Origin of the sequence: Paraplanobispora siamensis (assembly GCF_016863175.1) — a bacterium.
Classification (GTDB): domain Bacteria; phylum Actinomycetota; class Actinomycetes; order Streptosporangiales; family Streptosporangiaceae; genus Planobispora; species Planobispora siamensis.
Genome location: NZ_BOOJ01000008.1, coordinates 244411 through 268990 on the forward strand (window position 1 = coordinate 244411; position 24580 = coordinate 268990).

At 70.6% G+C, this 24580-nt stretch carries 19 protein-coding genes; 10 read left to right on the plus strand and 9 right to left on the minus strand.

Annotated elements, in window-relative coordinates; all coding sequences use genetic code 11:
• Window positions 1-64: 64 nt before the first annotated feature.
• A complete protein-coding gene (locus Psi01_RS03990) occupies window positions 65-979 on the plus strand; it encodes a sigma-70 family RNA polymerase sigma factor (RefSeq protein WP_239127044.1) in 915 nt (304 codons plus the stop codon).
• 562 nt (window positions 980-1541) lie between these two features.
• On the opposite strand, the gene katG is transcribed toward Psi01_RS03990, so the two are convergent.
• Genes katG through Psi01_RS04005 form a run of 3 tightly spaced genes read right to left on the minus strand, consistent with a single transcriptional unit; the run spans window position 1542 to window position 4875 of the window.
• Window positions 1542-3773 (minus strand): catalase/peroxidase HPI, encoded by a 2232-nt coding sequence (gene katG / locus Psi01_RS03995; RefSeq protein WP_204062539.1) that lies wholly within the window; start codon window positions 3771-3773, stop codon window positions 1542-1544.
• Window positions 3774-3806: 33 nt separating this feature from the next.
• On the minus strand, window positions 3807-4244 hold the full coding sequence (locus Psi01_RS04000) for a Fur family transcriptional regulator (protein WP_204062540.1): 438 nt from the start codon (window positions 4242-4244) through the stop codon (window positions 3807-3809).
• A 55-nt stretch (window positions 4245-4299) separates the two neighbouring features.
• The gene (locus Psi01_RS04005; protein ID WP_204062541.1) at window positions 4300-4875 is read right to left on the minus strand and encodes a GNAT family N-acetyltransferase; all 576 of its coding nucleotides are present in this window, start codon (window positions 4873-4875) and stop codon (window positions 4300-4302) included.
• 102 nt (window positions 4876-4977) lie between these two features.
• Here Psi01_RS04005 and Psi01_RS04010 point away from each other — a divergent pair, with 102 nt between their 5' ends.
• The gene (locus Psi01_RS04010; RefSeq protein ID WP_204062542.1) at window positions 4978-5628 is read left to right on the plus strand and encodes a PadR family transcriptional regulator; all 651 of its coding nucleotides are present in this window, start codon (window positions 4978-4980) and stop codon (window positions 5626-5628) included.
• Between the two features lie 21 nt (window positions 5629-5649).
• Here the strand turns inward: Psi01_RS04010 and Psi01_RS04015 are convergent, their stop codons facing one another.
• Window positions 5650-6612: an ABC transporter substrate-binding protein gene (locus tag Psi01_RS04015; protein WP_204062543.1), complete on the minus strand. Its 963-nt coding sequence runs from the start codon at window positions 6610-6612 to the stop codon at window positions 5650-5652.
• Window positions 6613-6951: 339 nt separating this feature from the next.
• Here Psi01_RS04015 and Psi01_RS04020 point away from each other — a divergent pair, with 339 nt between their 5' ends.
• The 7 genes from Psi01_RS04020 (at window position 6952) to Psi01_RS04050 (ending at window position 15447) form a co-directional block, all read left to right on the plus strand.
• Complete coding sequence (locus tag Psi01_RS04020) at window positions 6952-8262, plus strand: ammonium transporter (RefSeq protein WP_204062544.1); 1311 nt, start codon at window positions 6952-6954, stop codon at window positions 8260-8262.
• The gene (locus Psi01_RS04025) at window positions 8259-8597 is read left to right on the plus strand and encodes a P-II family nitrogen regulator (RefSeq protein WP_049576418.1); all 339 of its coding nucleotides are present in this window, start codon (window positions 8259-8261) and stop codon (window positions 8595-8597) included. Before Psi01_RS04020 ends, Psi01_RS04025 begins: the two co-directional genes overlap by 4 nt.
• Before the next feature lie 3 nt (window positions 8598-8600).
• Window positions 8601-10877, plus strand: a complete 2277-nt coding sequence (locus Psi01_RS04030; RefSeq protein ID WP_204062545.1) for a [protein-PII] uridylyltransferase — start codon at window positions 8601-8603, stop codon at window positions 10875-10877.
• Between the two features lie 220 nt (window positions 10878-11097).
• Window positions 11098-14010 carry a nitrate- and nitrite sensing domain-containing protein gene (locus Psi01_RS04035; protein ID WP_204062546.1) on the plus strand — a complete coding sequence of 971 codons (2913 nt, stop codon included), beginning with the start codon at window positions 11098-11100 and terminating at the stop codon, window positions 14008-14010.
• Window positions 14007-14429: a roadblock/LC7 domain-containing protein gene (locus Psi01_RS04040; protein WP_068921742.1), complete on the plus strand. Its 423-nt coding sequence runs from the start codon at window positions 14007-14009 to the stop codon at window positions 14427-14429. Before Psi01_RS04035 ends, Psi01_RS04040 begins: the two co-directional genes overlap by 4 nt.
• Before the next feature lie 87 nt (window positions 14430-14516).
• Window positions 14517-14879: a DUF742 domain-containing protein gene (locus Psi01_RS04045; protein ID WP_204062547.1), complete on the plus strand. Its 363-nt coding sequence runs from the start codon at window positions 14517-14519 to the stop codon at window positions 14877-14879.
• Window positions 14860-15447 (plus strand): GTP-binding protein, encoded by a 588-nt coding sequence (locus Psi01_RS04050; RefSeq protein ID WP_239127046.1) that lies wholly within the window; start codon window positions 14860-14862, stop codon window positions 15445-15447. Before Psi01_RS04045 ends, Psi01_RS04050 begins: the two co-directional genes overlap by 20 nt.
• A gap of 72 nt (window positions 15448-15519) precedes the next feature.
• On the opposite strand, the gene betA is transcribed toward Psi01_RS04050, so the two are convergent.
• The 5 genes from betA to Psi01_RS04075 all read right to left on the minus strand — a co-directional run bounded on the left by betA (window position 15520) and on the right by Psi01_RS04075 (window position 22201).
• A complete protein-coding gene (betA, locus tag Psi01_RS04055) occupies window positions 15520-17148 on the minus strand; it encodes a choline dehydrogenase (RefSeq protein ID WP_204062548.1) in 1629 nt (542 codons plus the stop codon).
• Window positions 17145-18080 (minus strand): ABC transporter substrate-binding protein, encoded by a 936-nt coding sequence (locus Psi01_RS04060; protein ID WP_204062549.1) that lies wholly within the window; start codon window positions 18078-18080, stop codon window positions 17145-17147. The genes betA and Psi01_RS04060 overlap by 4 nt, the downstream gene beginning before the upstream one ends.
• Before the next feature lie 103 nt (window positions 18081-18183).
• Window positions 18184-19173, minus strand: a complete 990-nt coding sequence (locus tag Psi01_RS04065; RefSeq protein ID WP_204062550.1) for an ABC transporter substrate-binding protein — start codon at window positions 19171-19173, stop codon at window positions 18184-18186.
• A complete protein-coding gene (locus Psi01_RS04070) occupies window positions 19170-21161 on the minus strand; it encodes an ABC transporter permease (RefSeq protein ID WP_204062551.1) in 1992 nt (663 codons plus the stop codon). Before Psi01_RS04070 ends, Psi01_RS04065 begins: the two co-directional genes overlap by 4 nt.
• On the minus strand, window positions 21158-22201 hold the full coding sequence (locus Psi01_RS04075; protein ID WP_239127048.1) for a quaternary amine ABC transporter ATP-binding protein: 1044 nt from the start codon (window positions 22199-22201) through the stop codon (window positions 21158-21160). Before Psi01_RS04075 ends, Psi01_RS04070 begins: the two co-directional genes overlap by 4 nt.
• A 373-nt stretch (window positions 22202-22574) precedes the next feature.
• On the opposite strand from Psi01_RS04075, the gene Psi01_RS04080 reads away from it, so the two are divergent.
• On the plus strand, window positions 22575-24580 hold a 2006-nt coding region (locus tag Psi01_RS04080; RefSeq protein ID WP_204062553.1), incomplete at its 3' end, for a sensor histidine kinase.

A 24580-nucleotide genomic window follows, 5' to 3' on the forward strand; every position in this document is an offset into this window, starting at 1 on the left:
GACGGGCAGGCCATAAGCAGGCGGAACGAGGTGCCACCGAATGGCAAGGCCGACGGGGAATCGCATGCAGGATCAGCAGGTCTCGGACCGAGACCTGCTGGGGACCTACCTGGCGGAGATCGGGCGGGTCCCCCTGCTTACCGCGGAGGAGGAGGTCGAGCTCGCGAAGCGGATCGAGGCCGGCCTCTTCGCGGAGCAGTTGCTGGACAGTGGGTTGACGGAACCGCGAATCGCGGACGCCGCCGATGAGGAGCTGGAACGGCTGGCCATTTCGGGGCAGCGGGCCAAGGACGAATTCATCCAGGCCAATCTACGTCTTGTGGTGGCGGTCGCGCGCAAATACTCCGGACGGGGAATGCCGCTCATCGATCTGGTCCAGGAGGGGAACCTGGGACTGGTGCGGGCGGTGGAGAAATTCGACTATCGGCGTGGTTACAAGTTCTCGACCTACGCCACGTGGTGGATCCGCCAGTCCGTGGGACGCGCGATCCACGAGCAGGCCCGCCCGGTCCGGCTGCCGACCCACGCGGGGGAGCAGATGACCAGGCTGATGCGCGTCCGCCGCGACATGCTCGCCGAGTTCGACCAGGAGCCGACGGACGCCGATCTGGCGGCGGTGCTGGAGCTCCCCATCGAGCGGGTCCGCGAACTGCGCCGCTGGGCCTCCGACCCGGTCTCGCTCCAGCTCGGCGTGGGCGACGAGGACGAGACCGAACTCGGCGACATGATCGCCGACGAGACCTGGGCGGACCCCGAGCAGCAGGCCATGGACATCCTCGAGCGCGAGCGCCTCGAGGAGTGGCTGACCGGCCTCGAAGGCCAGACCCGGGAGATGCTCCGCTGGCGCTACGGCCTGATGGACGGCCGCGAGCACACCCTCACCGAGGTCGGCGAACGCTACGGCATCGGCCGCGACCGCGCCCGCCGCATCGAACGCGACGCCCTGGCCCGCCTGCGCAAGATGGCCATGGCGGCCTGACCTCTTCTTTTCCCGTTCTCCGGCCGTACGGGTCTGCCCGTACGGCCGCGTCGTATCCGGCGGGGTTGGCGCCGGTACGGCGCGGAACACAGACCAAGGCCTGGCGCCGGTACGGCTCCAGCGTCGTCAACGCCGAACCCGCTGCGACGCTGCCCTCGCCCACGCTGCCCTGCACCGGGACCAGCTCACCTGGCGCCGGTACGGCGGGGCGGGGAGCGGTGGCGGTCGGCGCCGTTGTACGGCGGGCAGGGCCGGGGCGGCGGGGCTTTCCCGGGCGCCCAGCGTGCGTCCTGATGCTGAAGCGCAGGTGCGGGGCCGGTTCAGGATGGGGCGCCGTTGCCTTGCGGCCATGCCGGCGGGAAGGAGCGCAGGGCGGGGCGCCGTACGTCCACATGAAGTGTGACGGGCTCTCCGATGAGGAGTCGAGGCGTCAGTCGATGCCGCCCTCGACGCTATCGACGGGACCGTCGGGGCGTGAGCGTCCCGGGGCAGCGGTGGTGAGAACGGCGGCGGCCGCCGCGGACGATCCGCGGCGGCCGCCGGAGTGACCCGGACCTTCTGATCAGACCAGGTCGAACCGGTCGAGGTTCATGACCTTGAACCACGCCGCGACGAAGTCGTTGACGAACTTCTCCCTGGCGTCGTCGCTCGCGTAGACCTCCGCGAGGGCGCGCAGCTCGGAGTTGGCGCCGAAGACGAGGTCGGCGCGGGTGCCGGTCCACTTGACCTCGCCGGTGACGGCGTCACGGCCCTCGAAGGTGTTCTGGTCCTCGGAGGTGGCCTTCCACGCCGTGCCCAGGTCGAGCAGGTTGACGAAGAAGTCGTTGGTCAGCGACCCGGGGGTCGTGGTGAAGACGCCGAGCGGCGACTGCTGGTAGTTCGCGCCCAGGACGCGCAGACCGCCGACGAGGACGGTCATCTCGGGGGCGCTGAGGTTCAGCAGGTTCGCCTTGTCGAGCAGCAGGTACTCGGCCGGCAGGCGGTTGCCCTTGCCGAGGTAGTTGCGGAAGCCGTCGGCGGTCGGCTCCAGGGCGGCGAACGACTCGACGTCGGTCTCGTCCTGGGAGGCGTCCACGCGGCCCGGGGTGAAGGGGACCCGGACGTCGTAGCCGGCGTTCTTGGCGGCCTGCTCGACGGCCGCGCTGCCCGCGAGGACGATGAGGTCGGCCAGCGAGATCTGCTTGCCACCGGTCTGGGAGGCGTTGAAGGACTGCTGGATGCCCTCAAGGGTGCGCAGCACCGTCGCGAGCTGGTCGGGGTCGTTGACCTCCCACCCGCTCTGCGGCTCCAGGCGGATGCGGGCGCCGTTGGCGCCGCCGCGCTTGTCGCTGCCGCGGAAGGAGGAGGCCGAGGCCCACGCGGTGGACACGAGCTGGGACACCGACAGGCCCGAGGCGAGGATCTGGGCCTTGAGGGCGGCGATCTCCTCGTCGCCGACGAGCTCGTGCGTCACCGGGGGGAGCGGGTCCTGCCAGATCAGCGTCTCGCTGGGGACCTCCGGGCCGAGGTAGCGCACGACCGGGCCCATGTCACGGTGGGTCAGCTTGAACCACGCCCGGGCGAAGGCGTCGGCGAACTCGTCGGGGTTCTCCAGGAAGCGGCGGGAGATCTGCTCGTAGATCGGGTCGACCCGGAGCGCGAGGTCGGCCGTCGTCATGCCGGGGGCGTGGCGCTTCGACGGGTCGTGGGCACCGGGGACGGCGTCGGCCCCGGCGCCGTCCTTCGGCATCCACTGGTGCGCGCCGGCGGGGCTCTTGACCAGCTCCCACTCGTAGCCGAAGAGGGTCTCGAAGAAGCTGTTGTCCCACTGCGTCGGGGTGGGCGTCCAGGTGACCTCGATACCGCTGGTGATCGTGTCACCGCCCTTGCCGGTGCCGTGGGTGCTCTTCCAGCCGAGACCCTGGTCCTCGATCGAGGCGGCCTCGGGGTCGGGGCCGACGTGCTCCGACGGGCCCGCGCCGTGGGTCTTGCCGAAGGTGTGACCACCCGCGATCAGGGCGACCGTCTCCTCGTCGTTCATCGCCATCCGGCGGAACGTCTCACGGATGTCGCGGGCCGAGGCGAGCGGGTCCGGGTTGCCGTTCGGGCCCTCCGGGTTGACGTAGATGAGGCCCATCTGGACCGCGCCCAGGGGGTTCTCCAGCTCGCGGTCGCCGGTGTAGCGCTTGTCGTCGAGCCAGGCGGTCTCGGGACCCCAGTAGACGTCCTCCTCGGCCTCCCAGACGTCCTCGCGGCCGCCGGCGAAGCCGAAGGTCTTGAAGCCCATGGTCTCCAGGGCGACGTTGCCGGTGAGGATCATGAGGTCGGCCCAGGAGATCTTCTGGCCGTACTTCTTCTTGACCGGCCACAGCAGGCGGCGGGCCTTGTCGAGGTTGGCGTTGTCCGGCCAGCTGTTGAGCGGGGCGAAGCGCTGCTGACCGGCGCCGGCGCCGCCGCGGCCGTCGCTGATGCGGTAGGTGCCCGCGCTGTGCCACGCCATCCGGATCATGAGCGGGCCGTAGTGGCCGTAGTCGGCCGGCCACCAGTCCTGAGAGGTCGTCAGCACCTCCGCGATGTCCCGCTTCACGGCCGCGAGGTCGAGGCTCTTGAACGCCTCGGCGTAGTCGAAGTCCTCGCCGAGGGGGTTGGCCACGGCGGGGTTCTTGGCGAGGATCTTCAGGTTGAGCCGCTCCGGCCACCACTGGCGGTTCCCGCCGCCCTGGGTCGGGTGCAGGGCGCGCTCGTGCGCGACGGGGCAGCCGCCCGCGCTATCGGGCTTCGGGTCGGTGACGATTGCATCGTGGTTCTCGGACATGGGGAGATCCTTCTGACTAGGGGATCACGGTGCTCAGGAAGCTTTGGCGGTGGAACAGTCGGGGCACAGCCCCCAGTAGACGACCTCGGCCTCATCGATCGAGAAGCCGTTGTCGTCGGACGCTGTCAGGCACGGCGCGTGGCCGACCGCGCAGTCGACGTCGGCGACGGCACCGCAGGACCGGCACACGACGTGATGGTGGTTGTCCCCGACGCGTCCCTCGAACCGGGCCGGGCTGCCGGCCGGTTCGATGCGCCGGACGAGCCCCGCCGCGGTGAGCGCGTGGAGGGCCTCGTACACGGCCTGAAGCGAGATATGGCCTACACGGTCGCGCACCCCGGAAGCGATGGTCTCGACGTCGAGGTGGTCACCGTCCCTGACGGTCTCGAGCAGCGCGACGCGAGCAGCGGTCACCCGCAGTCCCGCACCACGCAGCTCCTCGGCGGGGGTCGGATTCCCGGGTGCGCTCATGGCGCCAAACCTACTGCCATAAACACGAACGATACAAGATAACGAACGATGCAAGTTATGTGTCGGTCCGGGAAACGTCCGCCGGACGGTGGCGCGCCGCGCGGTCCAGCCGCAGTTCCATGAAGAGCATGAAGGCGTCCAGACCGGACAGTCCGGCCTCGGTGCGGTCGAATATCGGCCTGTCCCGGAAGCCGAGGGATCGGTACAGGGCATGGGCCTCGCGCATGAACGTCGCGGTCTCCAGGCGCGCGGCCCGATAGCCGATCGTGCGCGCGTCGGCCAGCAGCCTCTCCAGGATCGCCCGCCCGATCCCCCGGCCCCTGGCCTGGGGGCGCACGTACATGCGCTTGATCTCGGCCACGGCGGAGTCGACGGGCTTGAGCGCGCCGACCCCCACCACCCCGGAGTCCGTACGCGCGACGAGCAGGCGTCCACGCGGGCCCAGCAGGTGGGGCAGTTCCCGGGTGAACTCGCGGTGGTGCGCCGCCACGGTCGCCTCCGTGTCGTCGAACACCACTCCGTGGTCCGCGGCGAGCCGTTCTCCGCACCACACCAGGTACTCCCGCAGGATCTCCCCGGTTACGGCCTCGGCCCGCGCCGGCGGCCCGCCGAGCTGCTCGATCCTCGCCATCGGCCTCTCCTCGCGGATGCGTGCCCGCCCGGGGGTGCCACGCCGGACTGCTGCAGTCTGGAGCAAACCGACGCTACTCCAAACTGGAGTAGCGTCAAGGGCGTGAGCTCCCCGAAGCAGCCTCGTCTCACCACCACCTCGTACGCGTTGCTGGGACTGCTCGCGGTCCGGCCGTGGACCGCCTACGAGCTGACCCAGCAGATGCGGCGCAGCCTGCACTTCGTGTGGCCGAAGTCAGAGAGCCTGCTCTACACCGAGCCGAAGAAGCTGGTCGGGGCGGGCCTGGCCCGCGTCACCCGTCAGCGCCGGGGCGGCCGGACCCGGGCGCAGTACCGCATCACCCCCGCCGGCCGCCGCGCGCTGGAGACGTGGCTCGACACCGAGCCGGCCGCTCCGCTGTTCGAGATCGAGACGATGCTGCGGGTGACCTTCGCCGACCAGGGCACCCCCGAGCAACTGGCCCGGGCCCTGCGCTCGGCCGGCGCCTGGGCGGACGGGGAGCTGGCCCGGGCCCGGCCGCAGCTCGAGAACTATCTCGGCGCGGGCGGGCCGTTTCCCGAGCGCCTCCACCTCATCGCGCTCGTCGCGGGCTTCTACGGCGAGCTGTTCGACCTGATGCGCCGGTTCTTCGGCGACGCCGCGGACCTCGTCGAGACCTGGGAGGCCACGACCGGCGTCCCGCTCGACGCGGACCTGCGGGCCATGCTCGAACGCACTCTGCACCGCACCGAACCGGCGGGCCCGCCCGGCTAGCCCGCGGCCCGGGGACGGGGGTCAGGGCCTGGCGTACTTCTCGAGGTCGTCGAGGATCTTGCCGGCGGCCGTGACGCCGATGCCGAGCATCCAGGTCTCGTCGTCGACGTTGTGGGCCTTGCCGTCCTTCACGGCGGTGAGGTTCTTCCAGAGGGGACCGGCGGTGACGGCGGCCTGGCTCTCGGCGGCCTGCCGGCCGTAGGCGCTGTAGAACAGCACGTCGCCGTCCGCCTGGGCGAGGTTCTCCTGGCTCAGCTCGCCGAAGCGCCTGTCCTGGGCGCTCTCCAGGCGCTGCGGTTCGGGGCGGCCGAAGCCGGCGTCGCCGACGACGATGCCGCTGAACGACTCGGGGCCGTACATCCGGATCTGGTCGGGCATGAAGCGCACGATGCTCACCTCGACCTCCGGGGCGCCGCCCAGGTTCTCGGCCCTGTCCCGGTAGGCGGCCAGGAGCCTGTCGGCCTCGGCCTTCTTGTTCAGCGCCTCGGCGTCGAGGAGGAAGTTCTCCTTCCAGGTGATGCCGACCTTCTCGGTGAAGACGGTGGGCGCGATCTGGCTGAGCTTGGCGTAGAACTGCTCCTGCCGGAACTTCGAGCCGAGGATCAGGTCCGGCTTGAGGGCCGTGATGGCCTCCAGGTTGGGCGACTGGAGCGTGCCGACGGCCTTGGTGGAGGCGAGCGCCGCGCCGAGGTATTTCGGCCATGCCTGATTCTCGGAGGCCTGCGCCGCGCCGACCGGGGAGAGCCCCAGGGAGACCAGCGTGTCGAGCTTGTCGGTGTCGAGGACGACGACGCGCTTGGGCGATTCGGGCACCTTGGTCTCGCCCATCGCGTGCTTGACGGTGCGGGTGGGGCCCTCCTGCTGCGCGGCCGTACCGTCTCCCGGGGCGCCGGAGGAACCCGAGGAGCCGCAGGCGGACAGGGCGAGGACGGACACAAGCACGGCGGCCGCGGCCTTGGCGAGTCCGTCCAGGCGCGTGGTCATCGATTCTCCTTCGATCGATCAGGTAAGGCGGGCCTAAGTCTATTTGCGGCTGCCCCGGCTACCGAAGGTGAGCTGTCCGAAACAAGGTCGAAACACCACCCTGTCGAGTTTCACAGATGCGAAACACCCGGGGTCGTGCCCCGAAACCGGCGGAGAACACGCTGTGGCGCACGGGAGAGGAAACCGGGCCACGGAGTGCTCCGGGTGTCGGAAGGCACAGAGGGCACGGCTCGCTCTCCCGGCAGGAACGTCAGTGCGCGGCCGGTCGAAGGAGCCCTGGAAGCGCCCACTGCGACTGTGCAACCGGCCACACGCCAATCGGAAGGAGGGTCGCGTCGAATGAAGATCGATAGCGGCTCCACTGCCTGGATGCTCATAAGCACCGCACTCGTGCTGCTCATGACGCCGGGCCTCGCGTTCTTCTACGGGGGCATGACCAGGGCCAAGAGCGTCCTGAACATGATGATGATGTCGTTCGTCAGCATCATCACCGTGACGATCACGTGGGTGCTCTTCGGGTACTCCCTCGCGTTCGACACGGTCGGTGAGGGCGACGGCTTCCTCAACAAGCTCGTCGGCGGGCTCGACAACATCGGCCTGATGGGCGTCAACGAGGCCGCCTACAACGACACGTTCCCGATGATGGTCTTCTCCGCCTTCCAGCTGACCTTCGCCATCATCACCGTCGCGCTGATCAGCGGCGCGATCGCCGACCGGGCCAAGTTCGGCGCCTGGGTGGTCTTCAGCGTCGTCTGGGCCTCGATCGTGTACTTCCCGGTCGCCCACTGGGTGTGGGGCGGCGGCTGGCTGACGCAGCTGGGCATCGAGGACTTCGCCGGCGGTACGGTCGTGCACATCAACGCCGGAGCCGCAGCCCTGGCCCTGGCGCTGGTGCTGGGCAAGCGCGCCGGATGGCGCAAGGAGCCCATGCGCCCGCACAACCTCACCCTGGTGCTCCTGGGCGCGGGCCTGCTGTGGTTCGGCTGGTTCGGCTTCAACGCGGGCTCCGAGCTGGCGGCAGACGCCACCGCCGGACTGGCGTTCATGAACACCCAGATCGCCACCGCCGTCGCGGCGGGCGCCTGGCTCATCGTGGAGAAGATCCGCGACGGCCACGCCACCTCGCTGGGCGTCGCCTCCGGCGCGGTCGCCGGTCTGGTCGCGATCACCCCGGCCTGTGGTTTCGTCGACCCCTGGGCCGCGATGCTGATCGGCCTGCTGGCCGGTGCGGCCTGCGCCTACGCGGTCGGCCTGAAGTACAAGCTCGGCTACGACGACTCGCTCGACGTGGTGGGCGTGCACCTGGTCGGCGGTGTGATCGGCGCCGTGGCGCTGGGCTTCGTCGCGGCCTACCCCTTCCTGGACGGCCAGAACAAGGGCCTGTTCTACGGCGGCGGCTGGACCCAGCTCGGACTCCAGGTCCTGGGCCCGGTGGCGGTCGGCGGCTACTCGTTCGTCGTGACCTACATCCTCGGCAAGATCATCGACAAGACGATGGGCTTCCGGATCACCGCGGAGGACGAGGTCGCGGGCATCGACATCACCACGCACGCCGAGACCGGCTACGACCTGGGCACCTTCCACGCCTCCGGCGTGGCCGCCCCCAACGGCCCGGCGGTGGCCCCGGCGGGTAAGAAGGTGGACGCATGAGACTCATCACGGCGGTCATCAAGCCCTTCAAGCTCGATGACGTGAAGGCGGCCCTGGAGCAGTTCGGCATCAAGGGCATGACGGTCAGCGAGGCCAGCGGGTACGGCCGGCAGCGCGGCCACACCGAGGTCTACCGCGGAGCCGAGTACCAGGTGGACCTGGTCCCCAAGGTCCGGCTGGAGGTGCTCGCCGAGGAGGACGACGCCGAGGACGTCATCGACGTCATCGTCAAGGCGGCGCAGACCGGGAAGATCGGTGACGGCAAGGTCTGGTCCGTCCCGGTGGACACGGTGATCCGGGTCCGCACCGGGGAACGCGGCCCCGAGGCGCTCTGACCGGTGAGAGGCGACACCCGCTCGTACGCCGCGGCCCGCAAGGAGCGGGCCGCGGACGTCGACCGCTGGCTGACGGACCTGCTCCGCACCGCCTGCGGCACGCCGTACGGGCGCGACGGGGACATCAGAGGAATCGACGAGCGCGGCGCCCTGAGCGGGGTCGCGCTCGTCGCGGTCGGGAGCCTGGGCCGTTCGGAACTGGCCCCGGGCAGTGATCTGGACCTGGTCCTGCTGCACGACGGCCGCGACGACGTCGCCCGGATCGCGGACCGCGTCTGGTACCCGATCTGGGACTCGGGCGTGAACCTCGACCACTCCGTGCGGACCGTGGACGAGGCGGCCAAGGTCGCGCGCGAGGACCTCAAGGCGGTGCTCGGGCTGATCCAGGCCAGGCACGTGGCGGGGGACCCCGAACTGACGCGGGCGGCCCGGGAGGTCGTGCTCGCCGAGTGGCGGGCCGACTCCCGGCGCCGCCTGGGCGAGCTGCGCGACGCCGCCGACCGGCGGACGGAGTCGAGCGGCGAGCTGGCCTTCCTGCTCGAACCCGACCTGCGCGACGCCCGCGGCGGGCTGCGCGACGTGCAGGCGATGCAGGCCGTGGCCGCCGCCTGGGTCGCCTCCGCGCCCGGTCCCCGGGTCCGCGAGGCCTACGAACTCCTGCTGGACGTCAGGCACGGCCTGCACCTGGTGACCGCGCGCGGGACCGACCGGCTGGTGCTGCAGGAGCAGGACGCGGTCGCCGGGATCCTGGGCCTGCTGGACGCCGAGGCGCTCATGCGCAGGCTGGCCGAGGCGGGCCGGACGATCGCCCACGCCTTCGACGGCACCTGGCGCACCGTGGAACGGCTGCTGTCGGGCCCGGCCCCGCGGGGGCGCCGCCCGCTGGCCGACGGCGTCGTCGAGCACGGCGGCGAGGTGGCGCTGGCCCGCGGCGTCAGCCCGCGCAAGGACCCCGTGCTCGTCCTGCGCGCCGCCGCCGCGGCGGCGGAGGCGGGCCTGCCGCTGGCCCCCGCCACGGTGAACGCCCTGGCCTCCCAGTCGCCGCCGATGCCGGTCCCCTGGCCGGACGAGGCGCGCGACGCGCTGGTGGCGCTGCTGGGCGCCGGCCGCGCGGCGGTGCCGGTCTGGGAGGAGCTGGACCAGGCGGGCGTGCTGGTACGGCTGCTGCCCGACTGGGAGCGGGTACGGCACCGCCCCCAGCGCAACCCGGTGCACCGCTACACGGTGGACCGGCACCTGATCGAGACCGCGGCCGGAGCCGCCGCCTTCACCCGCGAGGTGTCCCGGCCCGACCTGCTGCTCATCTGCGCGCTTCTGCACGACATCGGAAAGGGGTATCCGGGCGACCACTCCACGACCGGCGCGGTCGTCGCCCGCGACATCGGCACCCGGATGGGACTGCCCCCGGCGGACGTGGACATCCTCGAAACGGTCGTCCGCCACCACCTGCTGCTGCCGGAGACCGCCACCCGGCGCGACCTGGACGACCCGGTGACGATCTCCCGGGTGGCCGGGGCGGTCGGTTCGCGTGAGGTCCTGGAACTGCTCGCCGCGCTGGCGGTGGCCGACGGCAACGCCACGGGGCCGGCCGCCTGGAACGCCTGGAAGGCCTCACTGGTCACCGACCTGGTGCGCCGGGTGCGCTCGGTGCTGTCGGGCACCCCCCTGCCGCCCGCGCCCTCCCTGTCCGCGGAGCAGGCGTCGCTGGCGCGGCACGGCGGCGGCGCGATCCGGGTCAACGGGGGAGCGGTCACCGTGGTCGCGCCCGACCGGGCGGGGCTGCTGTGGCGCGCGGCGGGGGTGCTGGCCGCGCACCGGATGGTGGTACGGGCCGCCTCCGCGGCCTCGGCGGGCTCGACCGCCGTCATCGAGTTCTCGGTCGTCCCCGAGTACGGCACGCCGCCCGACCCGGCGACGCTGGAGGCCGATCTGCGCCTGGTGCTGGCCGGCAGGCTCGACATCGAGCAGCGGTTGGCCCGCCGTACCCGTTCGATGCGCCCCGCCCGGGTGCCGGTGGCGCCCCCTCGGGTGACTTTGGTCGATGACGCATCTCACACGGCTACTGTCATAGAAGTACGCGCCCACGACCGTCCGGGGCTATTGTGGCGAATTGGCAGAGCTTTTGGCGAATGTGGTCTTGACGTACGGGCTGCGCGGGTCGAGACTCTCGGCGCAGAGGCGGTGGATGTCTTCTACGTGGTCGACAGGGCCGGACGTCCTCTTACGGATGAGGCCCAGCGTGCACAGGTGCGCGATCAGATACTGGCAGCGTTGCGATAACCATCGCAAATCAGTCTCTCGTCACCTTTGTAACGATTAAGTCCGGTTTGTCGGCTATGTCGGTTCTGTCCCGTGAGCGTGTGGTCTTATGAGGCCACTCATGTCGTGATGGTGAAGGGTAGCGAGAGCGGTGACGACGGGACCTACCGATAGCGAGAACGCGTCGGTGCGAGACCGCGGCAAGCGGCCTGCCGCCCGATTCGGTCTGCGGAACTGGCGCGTGCGGACGCGTCTGACGGCGCTGATCCTGGTGCCGACGACCGTGGGCGTCGTGCTCGCCGGAGCGCGTGTGGCGGCCTCCGTCGACAGCGTCGCCGGCTACCAGCGCACGGCGGCCGCGGCGGAGTACTCCTCCCGGCTGCGTGATCTGGCCCAGGCGATGGGATTGGAACGTGACCGGGGGACCTGGGCCGCGTTCCAGCCCTCCAACAAGACCCTGGTGAGCAGCGCCGACGCGCAGCGCAAGACGGTCGACACCCTGTTGCAGAGGGTGCGCCAGGACCTGCGGGCGATCGACGACTCCTACGGCCCCCGAGCGGTCAAGGCCGCCAGGGACGCCGGCTACCAGCTCGACAGCCTGAACACGACGCGCGAACTGCCCGGCACCGTGCGTGCCGAGCGGTACAGCTTCCTGATCAACCCGCTGCTCCAGCTGCACGACGAGCTCGCCCTGGTCGGTGACGACCCGGGGATCGCCGGCAGCGCCCGCGGCCTCAGCGCGCTGGCCTACGCCAAGGAGGAGGTCTCCAAGCAGCGGGCCCGCCTGCTGGCCGGTTACTACGAGCCCTCACTGATCAGCGCGCAGCAGGTCGAGGAGTTCATCGCCTCCCGCTCGCGGATGGAGGAGCGCAAGACCGAGTTCGCGATCGAGGCGGGCGCGACCAACGGCCAGCTGCTCAGCACCGCCCTCGTCGACGAGAAGGTGCACCGCGCCGAGCTGACGAAGTCCAAGGCGATCGCGCTGGCGAGCAACCCCAACGCCAGCGGCCGCCTGCTGAGCGACCTGGCCGAGGTCAGGCAGTGGTTCAACGACAACACCGAGGTCCTGGAACGGATCAAGAAGGTCGAGACCAAGGTCGCCGGTGACGTGATCACCCGGGCCCGCGAGCTGGAGGACACCGAGCAGCGTGTCGCGATCATCGCCTCCGGCATGATCCTGGCCCTGCTCCTGCTGGTCCTCGGCCTGACCGTCCTCATCGCCCGCTCGATGGTCATGCCCCTGCGCCGCCTGCGGGCCGAGGCGCTGGACGTCGCCGGGTTCAAGCTCCCCGAGGTCGTGCGCCAGCTGCGGGTCTCCGGTGACACCGCGGCCCCCGAGGTGGCCCCCATCTCGGTCGACAGCCACGACGAGATCGGGGAAGTCGCCAAGGCCTTCGACGAGGTCCACCGGCAGGCCGTACGGCTCGCGGCCGAGGAGTCCGAACTCCGCTCCAACATCAGCGCGATGTTCGTCAACCTCTCGCGCCGGACCCAGACCCTGGTGGAACGGCAGATCTCGCTCATCGACGGTCTGGAGAAGGGCGAGCAGGACGGCGGCCGTCTGGCCGACCTGTTCAAGCTCGACCACCTGGCCACCCGCATGCGCCGCAACTCCGAGAACCTCCTGGTCCTCGCCGGCCACGAGCCGACCCGCCGGCGCAGCCAGCCGGCCAAGCTCGTGGACGTCGTGCGCGCCTCGCTGTCGGAGGTCGAGGACTACGAGCGGGTCCAGGTCAAGGTGCACCGCGCGATCTCGGTCGCCGGAAGCGCCGCCAACGACATCGTCCACCTGGTGGCCGAGCTGGTGGAGAACGCCATCCAGTTCTCCCCCCGGGCCAGCCAGGTCGTCGTCTCCAGCAGCATGATCGAGGGCGGCGGCGCGCTGCTCGCGGTCAGCGACGCGGGCATCGGCATGACGGCCGAGGAGCTCGTCGAGACGAACCGCCGCCTGGCCGACCCGCCCGTCGTGGACGTGTCGGTGTCGCGCCGGATGGGCCTGTTCGTGGTCGGCCGCCTGGCCCTGCGCCACGGCATCCGCGTCCAGCTCCGCCCGCAGGAGGGCGGCGGCCTCATCGCCATGGTCCTGTTCCCGCCGGAGCTCATCGTCGCGGCGGCCCAGCAGGTCCCGACCCCGTCGTGGGGGGCCGAGCCCTCCATGTCGCAGAACTCCTTCGGTCAGGGCTCGTTCGGGCAGCCGTCCTTCGGCCAGGGCTCCTTCGGCCAGACGTCCTTCGGGCAGAGCTCGCTCAACCAGCCCTCGATCGGCCAGGGCTCGTTCGGGCAGAACTCGCTGCCGCCGGCGCCCTCTCCCGAGCGTCCGGTGCCGGACCCCCGGCAGCCGGTCTCGTCCTCCTTCAGCTCCTTCACGCAGAGCAACGAGACCTTCCCGCGCAACGGGGAGGCGTTCACGCAGAGCGCCGAGGCGCCCCTTCCCCGGCGCCAGGCCGGTGGCCTGAACGGGCTGAACGGGCTGAACGGCCTGAACGGCGCCCCCGCGGGGCCGGGCGCCTCCGGCGACCCCGCCGGAGCCGCGTTCTCCGCCTGGGGACAGGTCTCCCACGACGACCCCGTCACCGCCTCGATGCCCGCGGTGGGCGTCTCCCCGCTCGACGCCGAGCAGGAGGAGTTCCTGCCCATCTTCGCCTCCGTGGAGTCGGCCTGGTTCCGCAGGGCGGAGAGCGTCGAGGAGCCGGTCGAGCAGCCGGAGGGCCCGGCCCGGGAGGCCGAGGCGGTCGCGGACGACGTCCCCGTGGAGGAGATCACGCCCGCGGTCGGCATCGCCACCGGCGTGCCGGCCGAGGAGGAGGTCCCGGTCCCGGTCAGGGAGCCGATCTCCGTGCGGACCAGGACGCCGGCTCCGGTGCGTGAGCCCGAGAACTGGCACACTCCCGCCGACGCCGGCTGGCAGGCCGCCCAGGCGGCCAGCGACCCCAGTCTCGGAGGGATCACTGCGGCGGGCTTGCCCAAGCGGACCCCCAAGGCCAACCTGGTGCCCGGCACCGCGGCCAGTGTGCCTTCGACCCCGATGCCGCCCATCTCCGCCGAGCGGGTGCGGAACCGGTTGTCGAGCTTCCAGCAGGGCGTGCGGCGGGGCCGTGCGGAACTATATGAGGACACCGCCAGGAACATGGCGGAAAAGGAGGAGGGCCAGTGACCACTCTGAGCCATGAGGCCCGCAGGTTCGACTGGTTGATCACGGAGTTCGTCCGCGGCACTCCCGGTGTCGCGCACGCGGTGGTCGTGTCGGCCGACGGGCTGCGGATCGCCAGCTCCGAAGGCTTCCCGGACGACCGCGCCGACCAGCTCGCCGCCGTCGCGGCCGGACTGCTCAGCCTGACCGTGGGCGCCTCCCGCGTCTTCGAGGGTGGTGCCGTCACCCAGACCGTGGTCGAGATGGAGCGGGGCCTGCTGCTGGTCATGGCGATCAGCGACGGTTCGGTCCTCGCCGTTCTGGCCTCCCCCGAGTGCGACATGGGTCTGGTGGCCTACCAGATGACCCTGCTCGTCGACCGGGCCGGCCAGGTTCTGACCCCGGCGCTCCGGGCCGAGCTGCAGTCCTCCCGGGGGCGATGATGGGCCGGGTCGTGTCGCCGGTTCCGCAGGATCGTGCGGTGAGCGCGTCCCGTCGCTCGCCTTCGGTGTCCCGGCCGGGAGAGGGTCGTGCTGGGCTCTGACGGAACCGGGGACGAGGAGCCCCTGTTCCGTCCGTACGCGGTCACCGGTGGTCGCGCCGAGCCGCGCTATCACCTGGCGATGGAGACACTGGTCTCGTCCTCGGCCATCATGGATGAGGAGCTGGCTCTGCTCACCCCCGAGCAGGACGCCATCATCAGGCTCTGCCGTTCGTTCCGGTCGGTCGCCGAGATCTCGGCGTTGCTGAGGGTCCCCCTCGGCGTGGCCCGCGTTCTGGTGGCGGACATGGCCGACGAAGGCCTCGTCCGTCTCCACCAGCCGCGTCTCGACCAGGGACAGCCGGATCTCAACATGCTCGAAAGGGTGCTCAGTGGACTTCGCAGGCTCTAACCGCGGCGGCCTGACGTCGACGAAGATCGTCGTCGCGGGCGGGTTCGGCGTCGGCAAGACCACATTCGTGGGCGCCGTGTCCGAGATCCTCCCGCTGACCACGGAAGCGGTCATGACGGAGGCGAGCTCGGGGGTCGACGACCTCGGCCTGACGCCGAACAAGGCGACGACCACCGTCGCCATGGACTTCGGCCGCCTCTCACTCGACAGCGACCTGATCCTGTACCTGTTCGGCACGCCGGGCCAGCACCGGTTCTGGTTCATGTGGGACGACCTGGTCCGCGGCGCGATCGGCGCCGTGGTCCTGATCGACACCCGCCGCCTGGCCGACGGGTTCCCGGCGATCGACTACTTCGAGGAGGCCAAGCTTCCCTTCGTGGTCGGCATCAACGGCTGGGACGGGCAGTTCCCGCACACGGAGGAGGAGGTGCGGGAGGCGCTGGCGCTGGCCCCGCACGTCCCCATCGTGCGCACCGACGCCCGCTCCCGCGACTCGGTCAAGGGCACGCTGATCACGCTGGTCGAGCACGTCCTGCGGGTCCGCGCCGCCTACGGCATGTCGGTCTGACACGGGCCTGACGCACGGCGAGATCCCGGTACGGCTCCGCGGAGCCGTACCGGGATCTCGCCGTGCGCGCCCTCAGGGGGTGTGGCGGTAGAACTCCACGCGCTCGGGCGGCAGGGGGGCGTCGCCGCGGACGAGGTCGGCGGCCTTCTCGGCGAGCATCATCACCGGGGCGTAGATGTTGCCGTTGGTGACGTACGGCATGGCCGAGGCGTCCACCACGCGCAATCCCTCCAGGCCGTGGACCCCCATGGTCGCCGGGTCGACGACGGACATCTCGTCCACGCCCATCCGGCAGGTGCACGAGGGGTGCAGCGCCGTCTCGCCGTCGCGGGCGACCCAGTCGAGGATCTGCCCGTCGGTCTCCACGGAGGGCCCGGGGGAGATCTCCCCGCCGCTGAACTCGGCGAAGGCCGGCTGGGAGAGGATCTCCCTGGCCTTGCGGATCGCCTCGACCCACTCGCGGCGGTCCTGGTCGGTGGACAGATAGTTGAACCGCAGGGCGGGCTTGAGGCGGGGGTCGGCCGACCTGATCCGCACGCTGCCGCGCGCGTCGGAGTACATCGGCCCGACGTGGACCTGGTAGCCGTGGCCCGAGGCGGGGGCCGAGCCGTCGTAGCGGATGGCGATCGGCAGGAAGTGGAACATCAGGTTGGGGTAGGCCGCCTCGTCGTTGGAGCGGATGAACCCCCCGGCCTCGAAGTGGTTGCTCGCCCCCGGTCCCGAGCGCCGGAACAGCCAGTCCGCGCCGATGAGGGGCCGCCGCCACATCGCCAGCGACGGCGCCATGGAGACGGGCTTGACGCAGGCGTGCTGGACGTAGACCTCCAGGTGGTCCTGGAGGTTCTCGCCCACCCCGGGCAGGTGGTGCACGACCTCGATCCCGAGCCGCTTGAGCATGTCCGCGTCGCCGACGCCGGACAGCTGCAGCAGCTGCGGGGAGTTGATCGCGCCGCCGCACAGGATGACCTCTCCGGCGCGCACCCGCTTGCCGTCGAACTCGACGCCGACCGCCCGCTTCCCATGGAAGATGATCTTCGAGACGTATGTGCGGGTCCGCACGGTGAGGTTGGGGCGGCCCATCACCGGGTGCAGGTAGGCGCGGGCGGCGCTGAGCCGGCGGCCCCGGTGCAGGGTGCGGTCGAAGGCGGCGAAGCCCTCCTGGCGGAAGCCGTTCACGTCGTCGGTCAGGGAGTGGCCGGCCTGCTGCACCGCGGCGAAGAACGCCTCGAACAGCGGCCCCTCCGCCGGGCCCCGCTCCAGCTTCAGCGGCCCGTCGTGGCCGCGGAACGGGGTGCCGGGATCGGCCAGGCAGTTCTCCATGCGCTTGAAGTACGGCAGGCAGTGGGCGTAGTCCCAGCCCTGCATGCCCGGGTCGGCCGCCCACCGCTCGTAGTCCAGCGGGTTGCCGCGCTGGAAGATCATGCCGTTGATGCTGCTCGAACCGCCGAGCACCTTGCCGCGGGCGTGGTAGACGCGGCGGCCGTTCATGTGCGGCTCGGGCTCCGACTCGTACTTCCAGTCGTAGAACCGGTTGCCGATGGGGAACATCAGCGCCGCCGGCATGTGGATGAACACGTCCCACCGGTAGTCGGCCCGGCCCGCCTCCAGCACCAGCACGCGGACCGAGGGGTCGGCGCTCAGCCGGTTGGCCAGGACGGAGCCGGCGGATCCGCCGCCGACGATGACGTAGTCGTAGCTCAACTGGGTACCCAGTCCTTCCAGATGATCTCGTTGGCGTCGATCCACTTGCGGGCCGCCTGGTCGGCGCTGAGCCCGTTGTTGGTGATGTCGTTGGCGACGGTGTTCTGGTTGTCGTTCGTCCAGACGAAGTTGCGCACCAGCTCGTAGGCCTTGCCGCCGGTGTCGGCGAACCTCTTGCTCACGATCTTGTCGAGCAGGTAGGGCGGGTAGTCGCAGGTGACCTTCGCGGGATCGGCGTCGCAGCCGATCGAGTAGGGCGGGAGGTTGATCTTGGCGAGTTTGAGCTGGGTGAACAGCCACTGCGGCTCGTAGAAGTACATGAGCAGCGGCTCGCGCTTTTCCGTGGCGCGTTTGGCGGCCTTTATCAGCGCGTCCTCGCTGCCCGAGTAGATCACCTTGTAGTCGAGTTCGAGATTGCGCACCAGCGCCTCGTCGTTGGTGACATAGGTCGGGTCGCCGTCAAGGACCTGACCTAAATCCCCGGTTTTGTCGGTCCGGAACAGGGAGGCGTATTTATTGAGGTTCCGCCAATCGGTTATGTCTGGATATTTCTCCACCATCCACTGGGGGACGTACCAGCCGATGATCCCTTTGTTGCCGTTCCGCCCGGCGGAGACCGCGACCTTCTTCTCCTCGATGTAGGTCTTCTTCTCCGCCTCGCGCCCCCAGTTCTCGACGATGACGTCCACGGTGCCCTTCTCGAAGCCCTCCCAGGACTTGGCCTCGTCGAGCTCCACCGTCTCCACCCGGTAGCCCAGCTCGTCCTGGAGCAACCGGCCGAGTACGGCGGCGCTGGCCTCGTAGCCGACCCACGGGTTGATCGCGATCCGCACGGTGCCGCCGGTCTGCTGCGGGGCGGGCTCCTGCGCGCTGCACGAGGCCAGGAACAGGAGTGCCGCGACACCCGCGGCGAGTTTCGTGCCACGTCTCATCAGGTACCTCCAGACGGAGGCCCCGGCACGGTCGTGGCAGGGCCGCGCGGCCTCCGGAGAACGGGCCCGGCGGGGGCGGGGCCGCCCGCCGGGCCGGGTCAGGTCACTTCGGGATCCACGCCGCCCACACCGTCGGGTTGGCGTCGACCCACTTCTTGGCGGCCTCCTCGGCGGACATGCCGTTGTTGGTGATGTCGTTGGCCACCGCGTTCTGGTGCTCGTTGGTCCACTGGAAGTTCTTGACGAGCTCGTAGGCCTTGCCGCCGGTGTCGGCGAACTTCTTGCTCACGATCTTGTCGAGGTCCAGCTCGGCGTAGTCGCAGGCGACCTTCTTGGGGTCGGCGTCGCAGCCCTCGGTGTACGGGGGCAGGTTGACGCGGGCCAGCTCGACCTTGTTGAACAGCCAGTGCGGATCCCAGAAGTAGAACAGCAGCGGCTTCTTCTGCTGCTGGGCCTGGGTGGCCGACTCGATCAGAGCCGCCTCGCTGCCGCCCACCACGACCTTGTAGTTCAGCTTCAGGTTCTTGATCAGCGCCTCCTCGTTGCTCACGTAGGAGGGGTCTCCGAACAGCAGCTGGCCCTTGTCGCCGGACTCGGAGGTCTTGAACAGGTCGGCGTACTTGTTCAGGTTCTTGTAGTCGGTGATGTCGGGGTACTTGTCGGCCATCCACTTGGGGATGTACCAGCCGATGACGCCCTTGTTGCCGGTGGAGCCGGCCTCGACGGCGACCTTCTTCTCCTCGATGAAGGACTTCTTCAGGTCCTCGTGGCCCCAGTTCTCCACGATGACGTCGACGTCGCCGTTCTCGAAGCCCTCCCAGGAGACCTGCTCGGCGAGCTCCTTCTTCTCCACCGTGTAGCCGAGCTTGTCCTCCAGGAGGTGGGCGATCACCGCGGCGCTGGCCTCGTAGCCGGCCCACGGGTTGATGGCGATCTTCACGGTGCCGCCCGCCGCGGGCGCCGACGATCCGGCACCGGTGGACGGCTGTGCCGAGCTGGTTCCGGTGTCCACCGTGGCGCCGCCGCAACCGGCGGCGGCCAGCCCCACAGTGAGCAGGCCGGCGAGCAGGCGGATCCGGGATGCGATCCTCATGCGATCCTCTTCTTTCGCGTGGTCGTGCGATCGGACGTGCGGGGGGAGGGGCGCCGGTCGGCGCCCTGCGTGATCCGGTCGAGCAGAATCCCGAGCAGCACCGTGGCCACGCCGGCGGCGAAGCCCATGCCGAAGTCGGTGCGCTGGGAGAACCCGGAGACGACGTCGTAGCCCAGGCCGCCCGCGCCGACCAGCCCGCCGACCACGACCATGGCGAGCGTCATGACGATGCCCTGGTTGGCGGCCAGCCGGATCGCCGGGCGGGCCAGCGGCAGCCGTACCTTCCACAGCAGCTGCCGCTCGGTGGAGCCGCAGGAGAGCGCGGCCTCGACCGCGGCCGGGGACACGTTCCTGATCCCGTCCTCGACCAGCCGGATGACCGGCGGCACCGCGTAGATCACCGAGGCGAAGATGGCGGTGAAGCGGGTCGCGCCGAACAGGGCCAGCGCGGGGAGCAGGTAGACGAAGGCGGGCATGGTCTGCGCGGCGTCGAGCAGCGGCCGCTGCACGGCGGCGAACCGGGGGGAACGGGCCGCCGCGACGCCGAGCAGCAGCCCGATGAGCAGGGTGAGCACCACCGCCACCAGGACGGTGGTGAGCGTCTCCATCGTGTGCTGCCACAGGCCGATCAGGGCGGTGGCCAGCAGGCAGCCCGCGGCCACGGCGGCGGTCCGCAGGCCGCCGGTCCGCCACGCCACCGCGACCGCGACCGCCGTGACGAGCCACCAGGGCGCACCGGTGAGCACGGCCTGCAGCGGGTTGAGCAACACCTCCGTGATGAAGTTCCTGATCGCGTCGGTGACGTCGTACCAGGAGAACTTGGCCCAGTTCACGGCCTCGTTCACCGGCGCGGCGAAGCGGAGCACCCACTCCTCGGGGAACTCCGCGGGCAGGACCCGCCCCAGCGCGAGACCGGCCGCGACGAGCACGGCCGCCACCGCCCACCGCAGGCGGGGACCGATCCGGGCCTTGCCGCCGGTGACGGGGTACGGCGGGCGCGCGGCGGCCGACATCGTCATCCGGTCGAGCACGATCGCCATGATCACGATGGCGATCCCCGCCGGGAGCATCAGGCCGACGTTGGCCCGCGTCAGCCCCCGGATGATGTCCGAGCCCAGTCCCGGCGCGGCGATCAGCGCCGCGATCACCACCATGGACAGCGCCATCATGATGGTCTGGTTGACGGCCAGGCCGAGAGTGGCACGTGCCATCGGCAGCTCGACCTTGAACAGGGTCTGCCGCCGGGTCGCGCCCAGGGAGACGGACGCCTCGACGGCGGTCGGCGAGACCTGCTCCATCGCCAGCGCGGCGATGCGGATCGCGGGCGGGACGGAGTAGATCAGCGTGGCGACCGCGCCCGAGGCGGGGCCGATCTGGAAGAACAGCACCATCGGCGCCAGATAGGCGAACGTCGGCATGATCTGCATGACGTCCAGGACGGGGGCCAGCAGGCGGCGCAGGCGCGGGGAGTGCCCCGCCCAGATCCCCAGCGGCAGGCCGATGACCAGCGAGAGCAGCACCGCCGTCAGCACCAGGGCGAGCGTGGCCACGCTCGCCTCCCACAGCCCGAGAACCCCGAACGAGATGAACCCGAGCCCGGACAGCAGCCCGATCCGCCACCCGCCCGCCAGCCAGCCGAGCGCGGCCGCGATCCCGATCAGGCCCGCCCAGCCGGGGGCCTGCAACGCCAGCAGGAAGGCGTCGTAGAGGCCGCCGACGAACAGCCGGATGTAGTTGACGAAGAACAGGAAGACCGGGCTCTGGTTGCGGTTGGCGTCCACCCAGGCCCGTACGTCGTTGACGAACCGGAAGGGGGCGGCGTCGTCGTCGTGCGGCAGGGTCGCGGTGCCGCGGAAGGCCAGGTAGGCGGCGACCACCGCGACGATCCCGGCGGCCGGGACCACCCAGCGCGGCGGCCGTACGGCGTCGCGGGGGGCCGTGGGCGGTATCGCCTGCACGGGTGGGGCCGGGGGTGCCTGGGAGGTCATGACCCGGTCCCGGCGCGCCCGGACATGGCGGTGAGGATGTCGAGGCGGTCCACCACGCCGAGCAGTTCCTCGCCCTCGACGACCCGGATCGGCCGGGCGGACTCCATCACGGCGGGGACCGCGTCCCGGATGATCGTCCCCGCCGGGAGCGCGGGGCCGTCGAGATGCTCGTCGTCGGCGGGGGAGCGGCAGATCCAGCGGAGCGACAGGACCTCGCTCCTGGGCACGTCCCTGACGAAGTCGGCCACGTAGTCGTCGGCGGGGGCGCCGACCAGCTCCTCCGGGGTGCCGAGCTGGACGATCGCGCCCGCCCTCATGATCGCGATGCGCTCGCCCAGCTTGAGCGCCTCCGACAGGTCGTGGGTGATGAAGAGCATGGTCTTGCCCACCTCGCGGTGCAGGCGGACGACCTCGGCCTGCATGTCCCGGCGGATCAGGGGGTCCAGCGCGCTGAACGGCTCGTCGAACAGCAGCACCTCGGGGTCTGCGGCCAGGGCCCTGGCCAGGCCGACCCGCTGCTGCATGCCGCCGGACAGCTGGTCGGGCCTGGCCTCGGCGAAGCCGTCCAGGCCGACCAGGGAGAGGATCGCCCGGGCCCGCTCGTGCCGCTGCCGGCGCGGGACGCCCTGGACCTCCAGCCCGTAGGCCACGTTGTCGACGACCTTGCGGTGCGGCAGCAGGCCGAAGTGCTGGAAGACCATGCTGACCCGGTTGCGGCGCAGGTCCCGCAGCTGGGCGGGGGAGGCGGCGCGCACGTCCTCGCCGGAGATCGTGATCTCTCCGGCGGTCGGCTCGACCAGCCGGGTCAGGCAGCGGACCAGGGTGGACTTCCCGCTGCCGGAAAGGCCCATCACCACGAACACCTCGCCGGGCCGTACCGTGAAGCTCACGTCCCTGACGGCGGCGACGCATCCGGTCTTCGCGCGGAGTTCGTCCGGATCGAGTTCGGCGTCGGGACCGCCCAGCACGCGTTCCGCCCGTGGTCCGAAGATCTTCCACAGGCTGCGAACCTCGATCGCGACGCCGTCGGGTGAGGTCACTGTCTCCTCCAAAGCTCAGCGCTCGGATGCAGTGAGGTTACGGGCGCACGGGGAACGATAAAGCGGAAATATCCGGAATCACAATGCTGTGATCTTCAAGAGACCGTCGTGGTCCCGATGTGTTACGTCGGCGTGTCGTTATGGAACGGTGTAAACGGCCATTTGGGTGCTTTGTCCGCTAAATGTGGTATGGGTCGCCCGAAATTGAACATTCAACCTTTAAATGGAGCTCCAGGTTCTCGCCTCACTTGTCTCATGAGTGGCCATTTGTGTGGCTATGGTCGGTGGCCTTCACGGGTTGAAGTGTGCTCGAATTGCCGTGAAGCGCGGCTAATTCGGTCAGCGAGGGTCATCCACCGAGAGGCAGCGTCCGGTGAGTACAGAAAGAGCCGGTGACGCAGGGAGCAGTCTTCGGCTGCGCAACTGGCGGGTGCGCTCCAGGCTGGTCGCGCTCATCCTGGTCCCGACGGCCGCGGCGGTGCTGCTCGGCGGCGTCCAGGTGATCGCCTCGATGAACGCCGCCGCCGACTACCAGAGGGTCAACGACCTGGCCCGGCTGTCGGACGACATCGGCGCGCTCACCCACGAACTGGCCGAAGAACGCGACCGCACCGCCTGGTTCATCGCCCTGGGCCGTCCTGAGCGCGGGCTCAAGGGGATCAACGACCAGCGGGACGCGGTGGACACCGCGGCCGAACGCGTCCGCGACGGCGGCACCCTGCTGCGGGGCGAGCTGACCGGCCGCACCGGCGACGAGGTCGAGGCCGCGCTCACCCGGCTGGAGGACCTGACGCCGCTGCGCCGGCAGGCGCTGGAGACCAACCTGCTGCCCGACGCCGCCATCGACGCCTACACCCTCGTGGTGGAGGACCTCCTGTCCCTGCACGACGAGCTCGGCAAGGGCAGCGACGACGACCTGCTGTTCGGCCAGTCGCTCACGCTGACCGCGCTCGCCCGGGCCAAGGAGAGCCTGTCGCAGCAGCGGGCCCTGCTCTCGGTGGTGCTGGTGGCCGGCCGGTTCGAACAGGACCAGATGGAGAAGTTCCTCGGCGCGCTCTCCTCCGAGCGCAACGGTCGCAAGGCCTTCGCCGCCGAGGCCGGCACCGCCGACCGGCGCTTCTTCGACGAGACCGTCAACGGCCGCAGCGCCGACCGGGCCGACTTCCTGCGGGAGCTGGTCCTGCTGCGGGCCGCCTCGGGGGCCCCGCTCAAGGGGCTGGACCAGGCCGAGAGCGACGACGCCCGGCAGTGGTTCGACGGGGTGTCGGTGACGATCGACCGGATGCGCGCCGTCGAGCAGCGGCACGCCCAGGGGATCGTCGCGCGCAGCGGGGCGCTCGGCGACGCCGAGCAGAACCGCGCCCTGCTGGTCATCGGGGCGGTCGCCGCGCTGCTGCTGGCCGTACTGCTGATCACGACCGGTGTGGCGCGCTCGCTGGTGCGGCCGCTGCGGCGGCTGCGCACCGAGGCGCTGGAGGTGGCCGGCGAGCGGCTGCCGTCGTACGTCCAGCGGGTGCGGGAGACGCGCGACGGAGAGCTCGAAATGGACGTGCCGCCGATCGGGATCGTCTCCCGCGACGAGATCGGCGAGGTGGCGCGGGCCTTCGACGAGGTCCACCGGGAGGCCGTACGGCTGGCCGGCGACGAGGCCAAGCTGCGCAACACGGTCAACGCGATGTTCGTCAACCTCTCCCGCCGCAGCCAGACGCTGGTGGAACGCCAGCTCAGCCTGGTCGAGCGGCTCGAACGCGGAGAACGCGACGACAACCGGCTGGCCGACCTGTTCAAGCTCGACCACCTGGCCACCCGCATGCGCCGCAACTCCGAGAACCTGCTCGTCCTCGCCGGCCAGGAGGTCGCGCGGCGCTGGCGGCAGCCGGTCGAGGTCATGGACATCGTCCGGGCCGCGCTGTCGGAAGTGGAGAACTACGACCGCGTGGTCACCCGGATCCACTCCGAGGTGGCCGTGGCGGGCCCGGCGGTGAGCGACGTGGTCCACCTGCTCGCCGAGCTGGTGGAGAACGCGGTCGCGTTCTCGCCGGGGGAGACCAAGGTCGTGGTCTCCAGCAGCCGGATCGACGGCGGCGGAGTGATGATCGGGGTGAGCGACCAGGGCATCGGCATGACCCTCGAAGAACTCACCCAGGCCAACACCCGCCTGGCCGGCCCCCAGGCCGCCGACGCCGCGGCGGCTCGCCGCATGGGTCTGTTCGTGGTCGGCCGCCTGGCCTTCAAGCACGGCATCCGGGTCCAGCTCCGCCCCCAGGAGACCGGCGGCCTGACCGCGATGGTCCTGCTCCCAGAGAGACTCATCGCCCCCCTCCCCGGCCCGTCGTTCCCCTCCGGAGGACAGCCCTTCGCGGGCGCGGACCCGTCTTT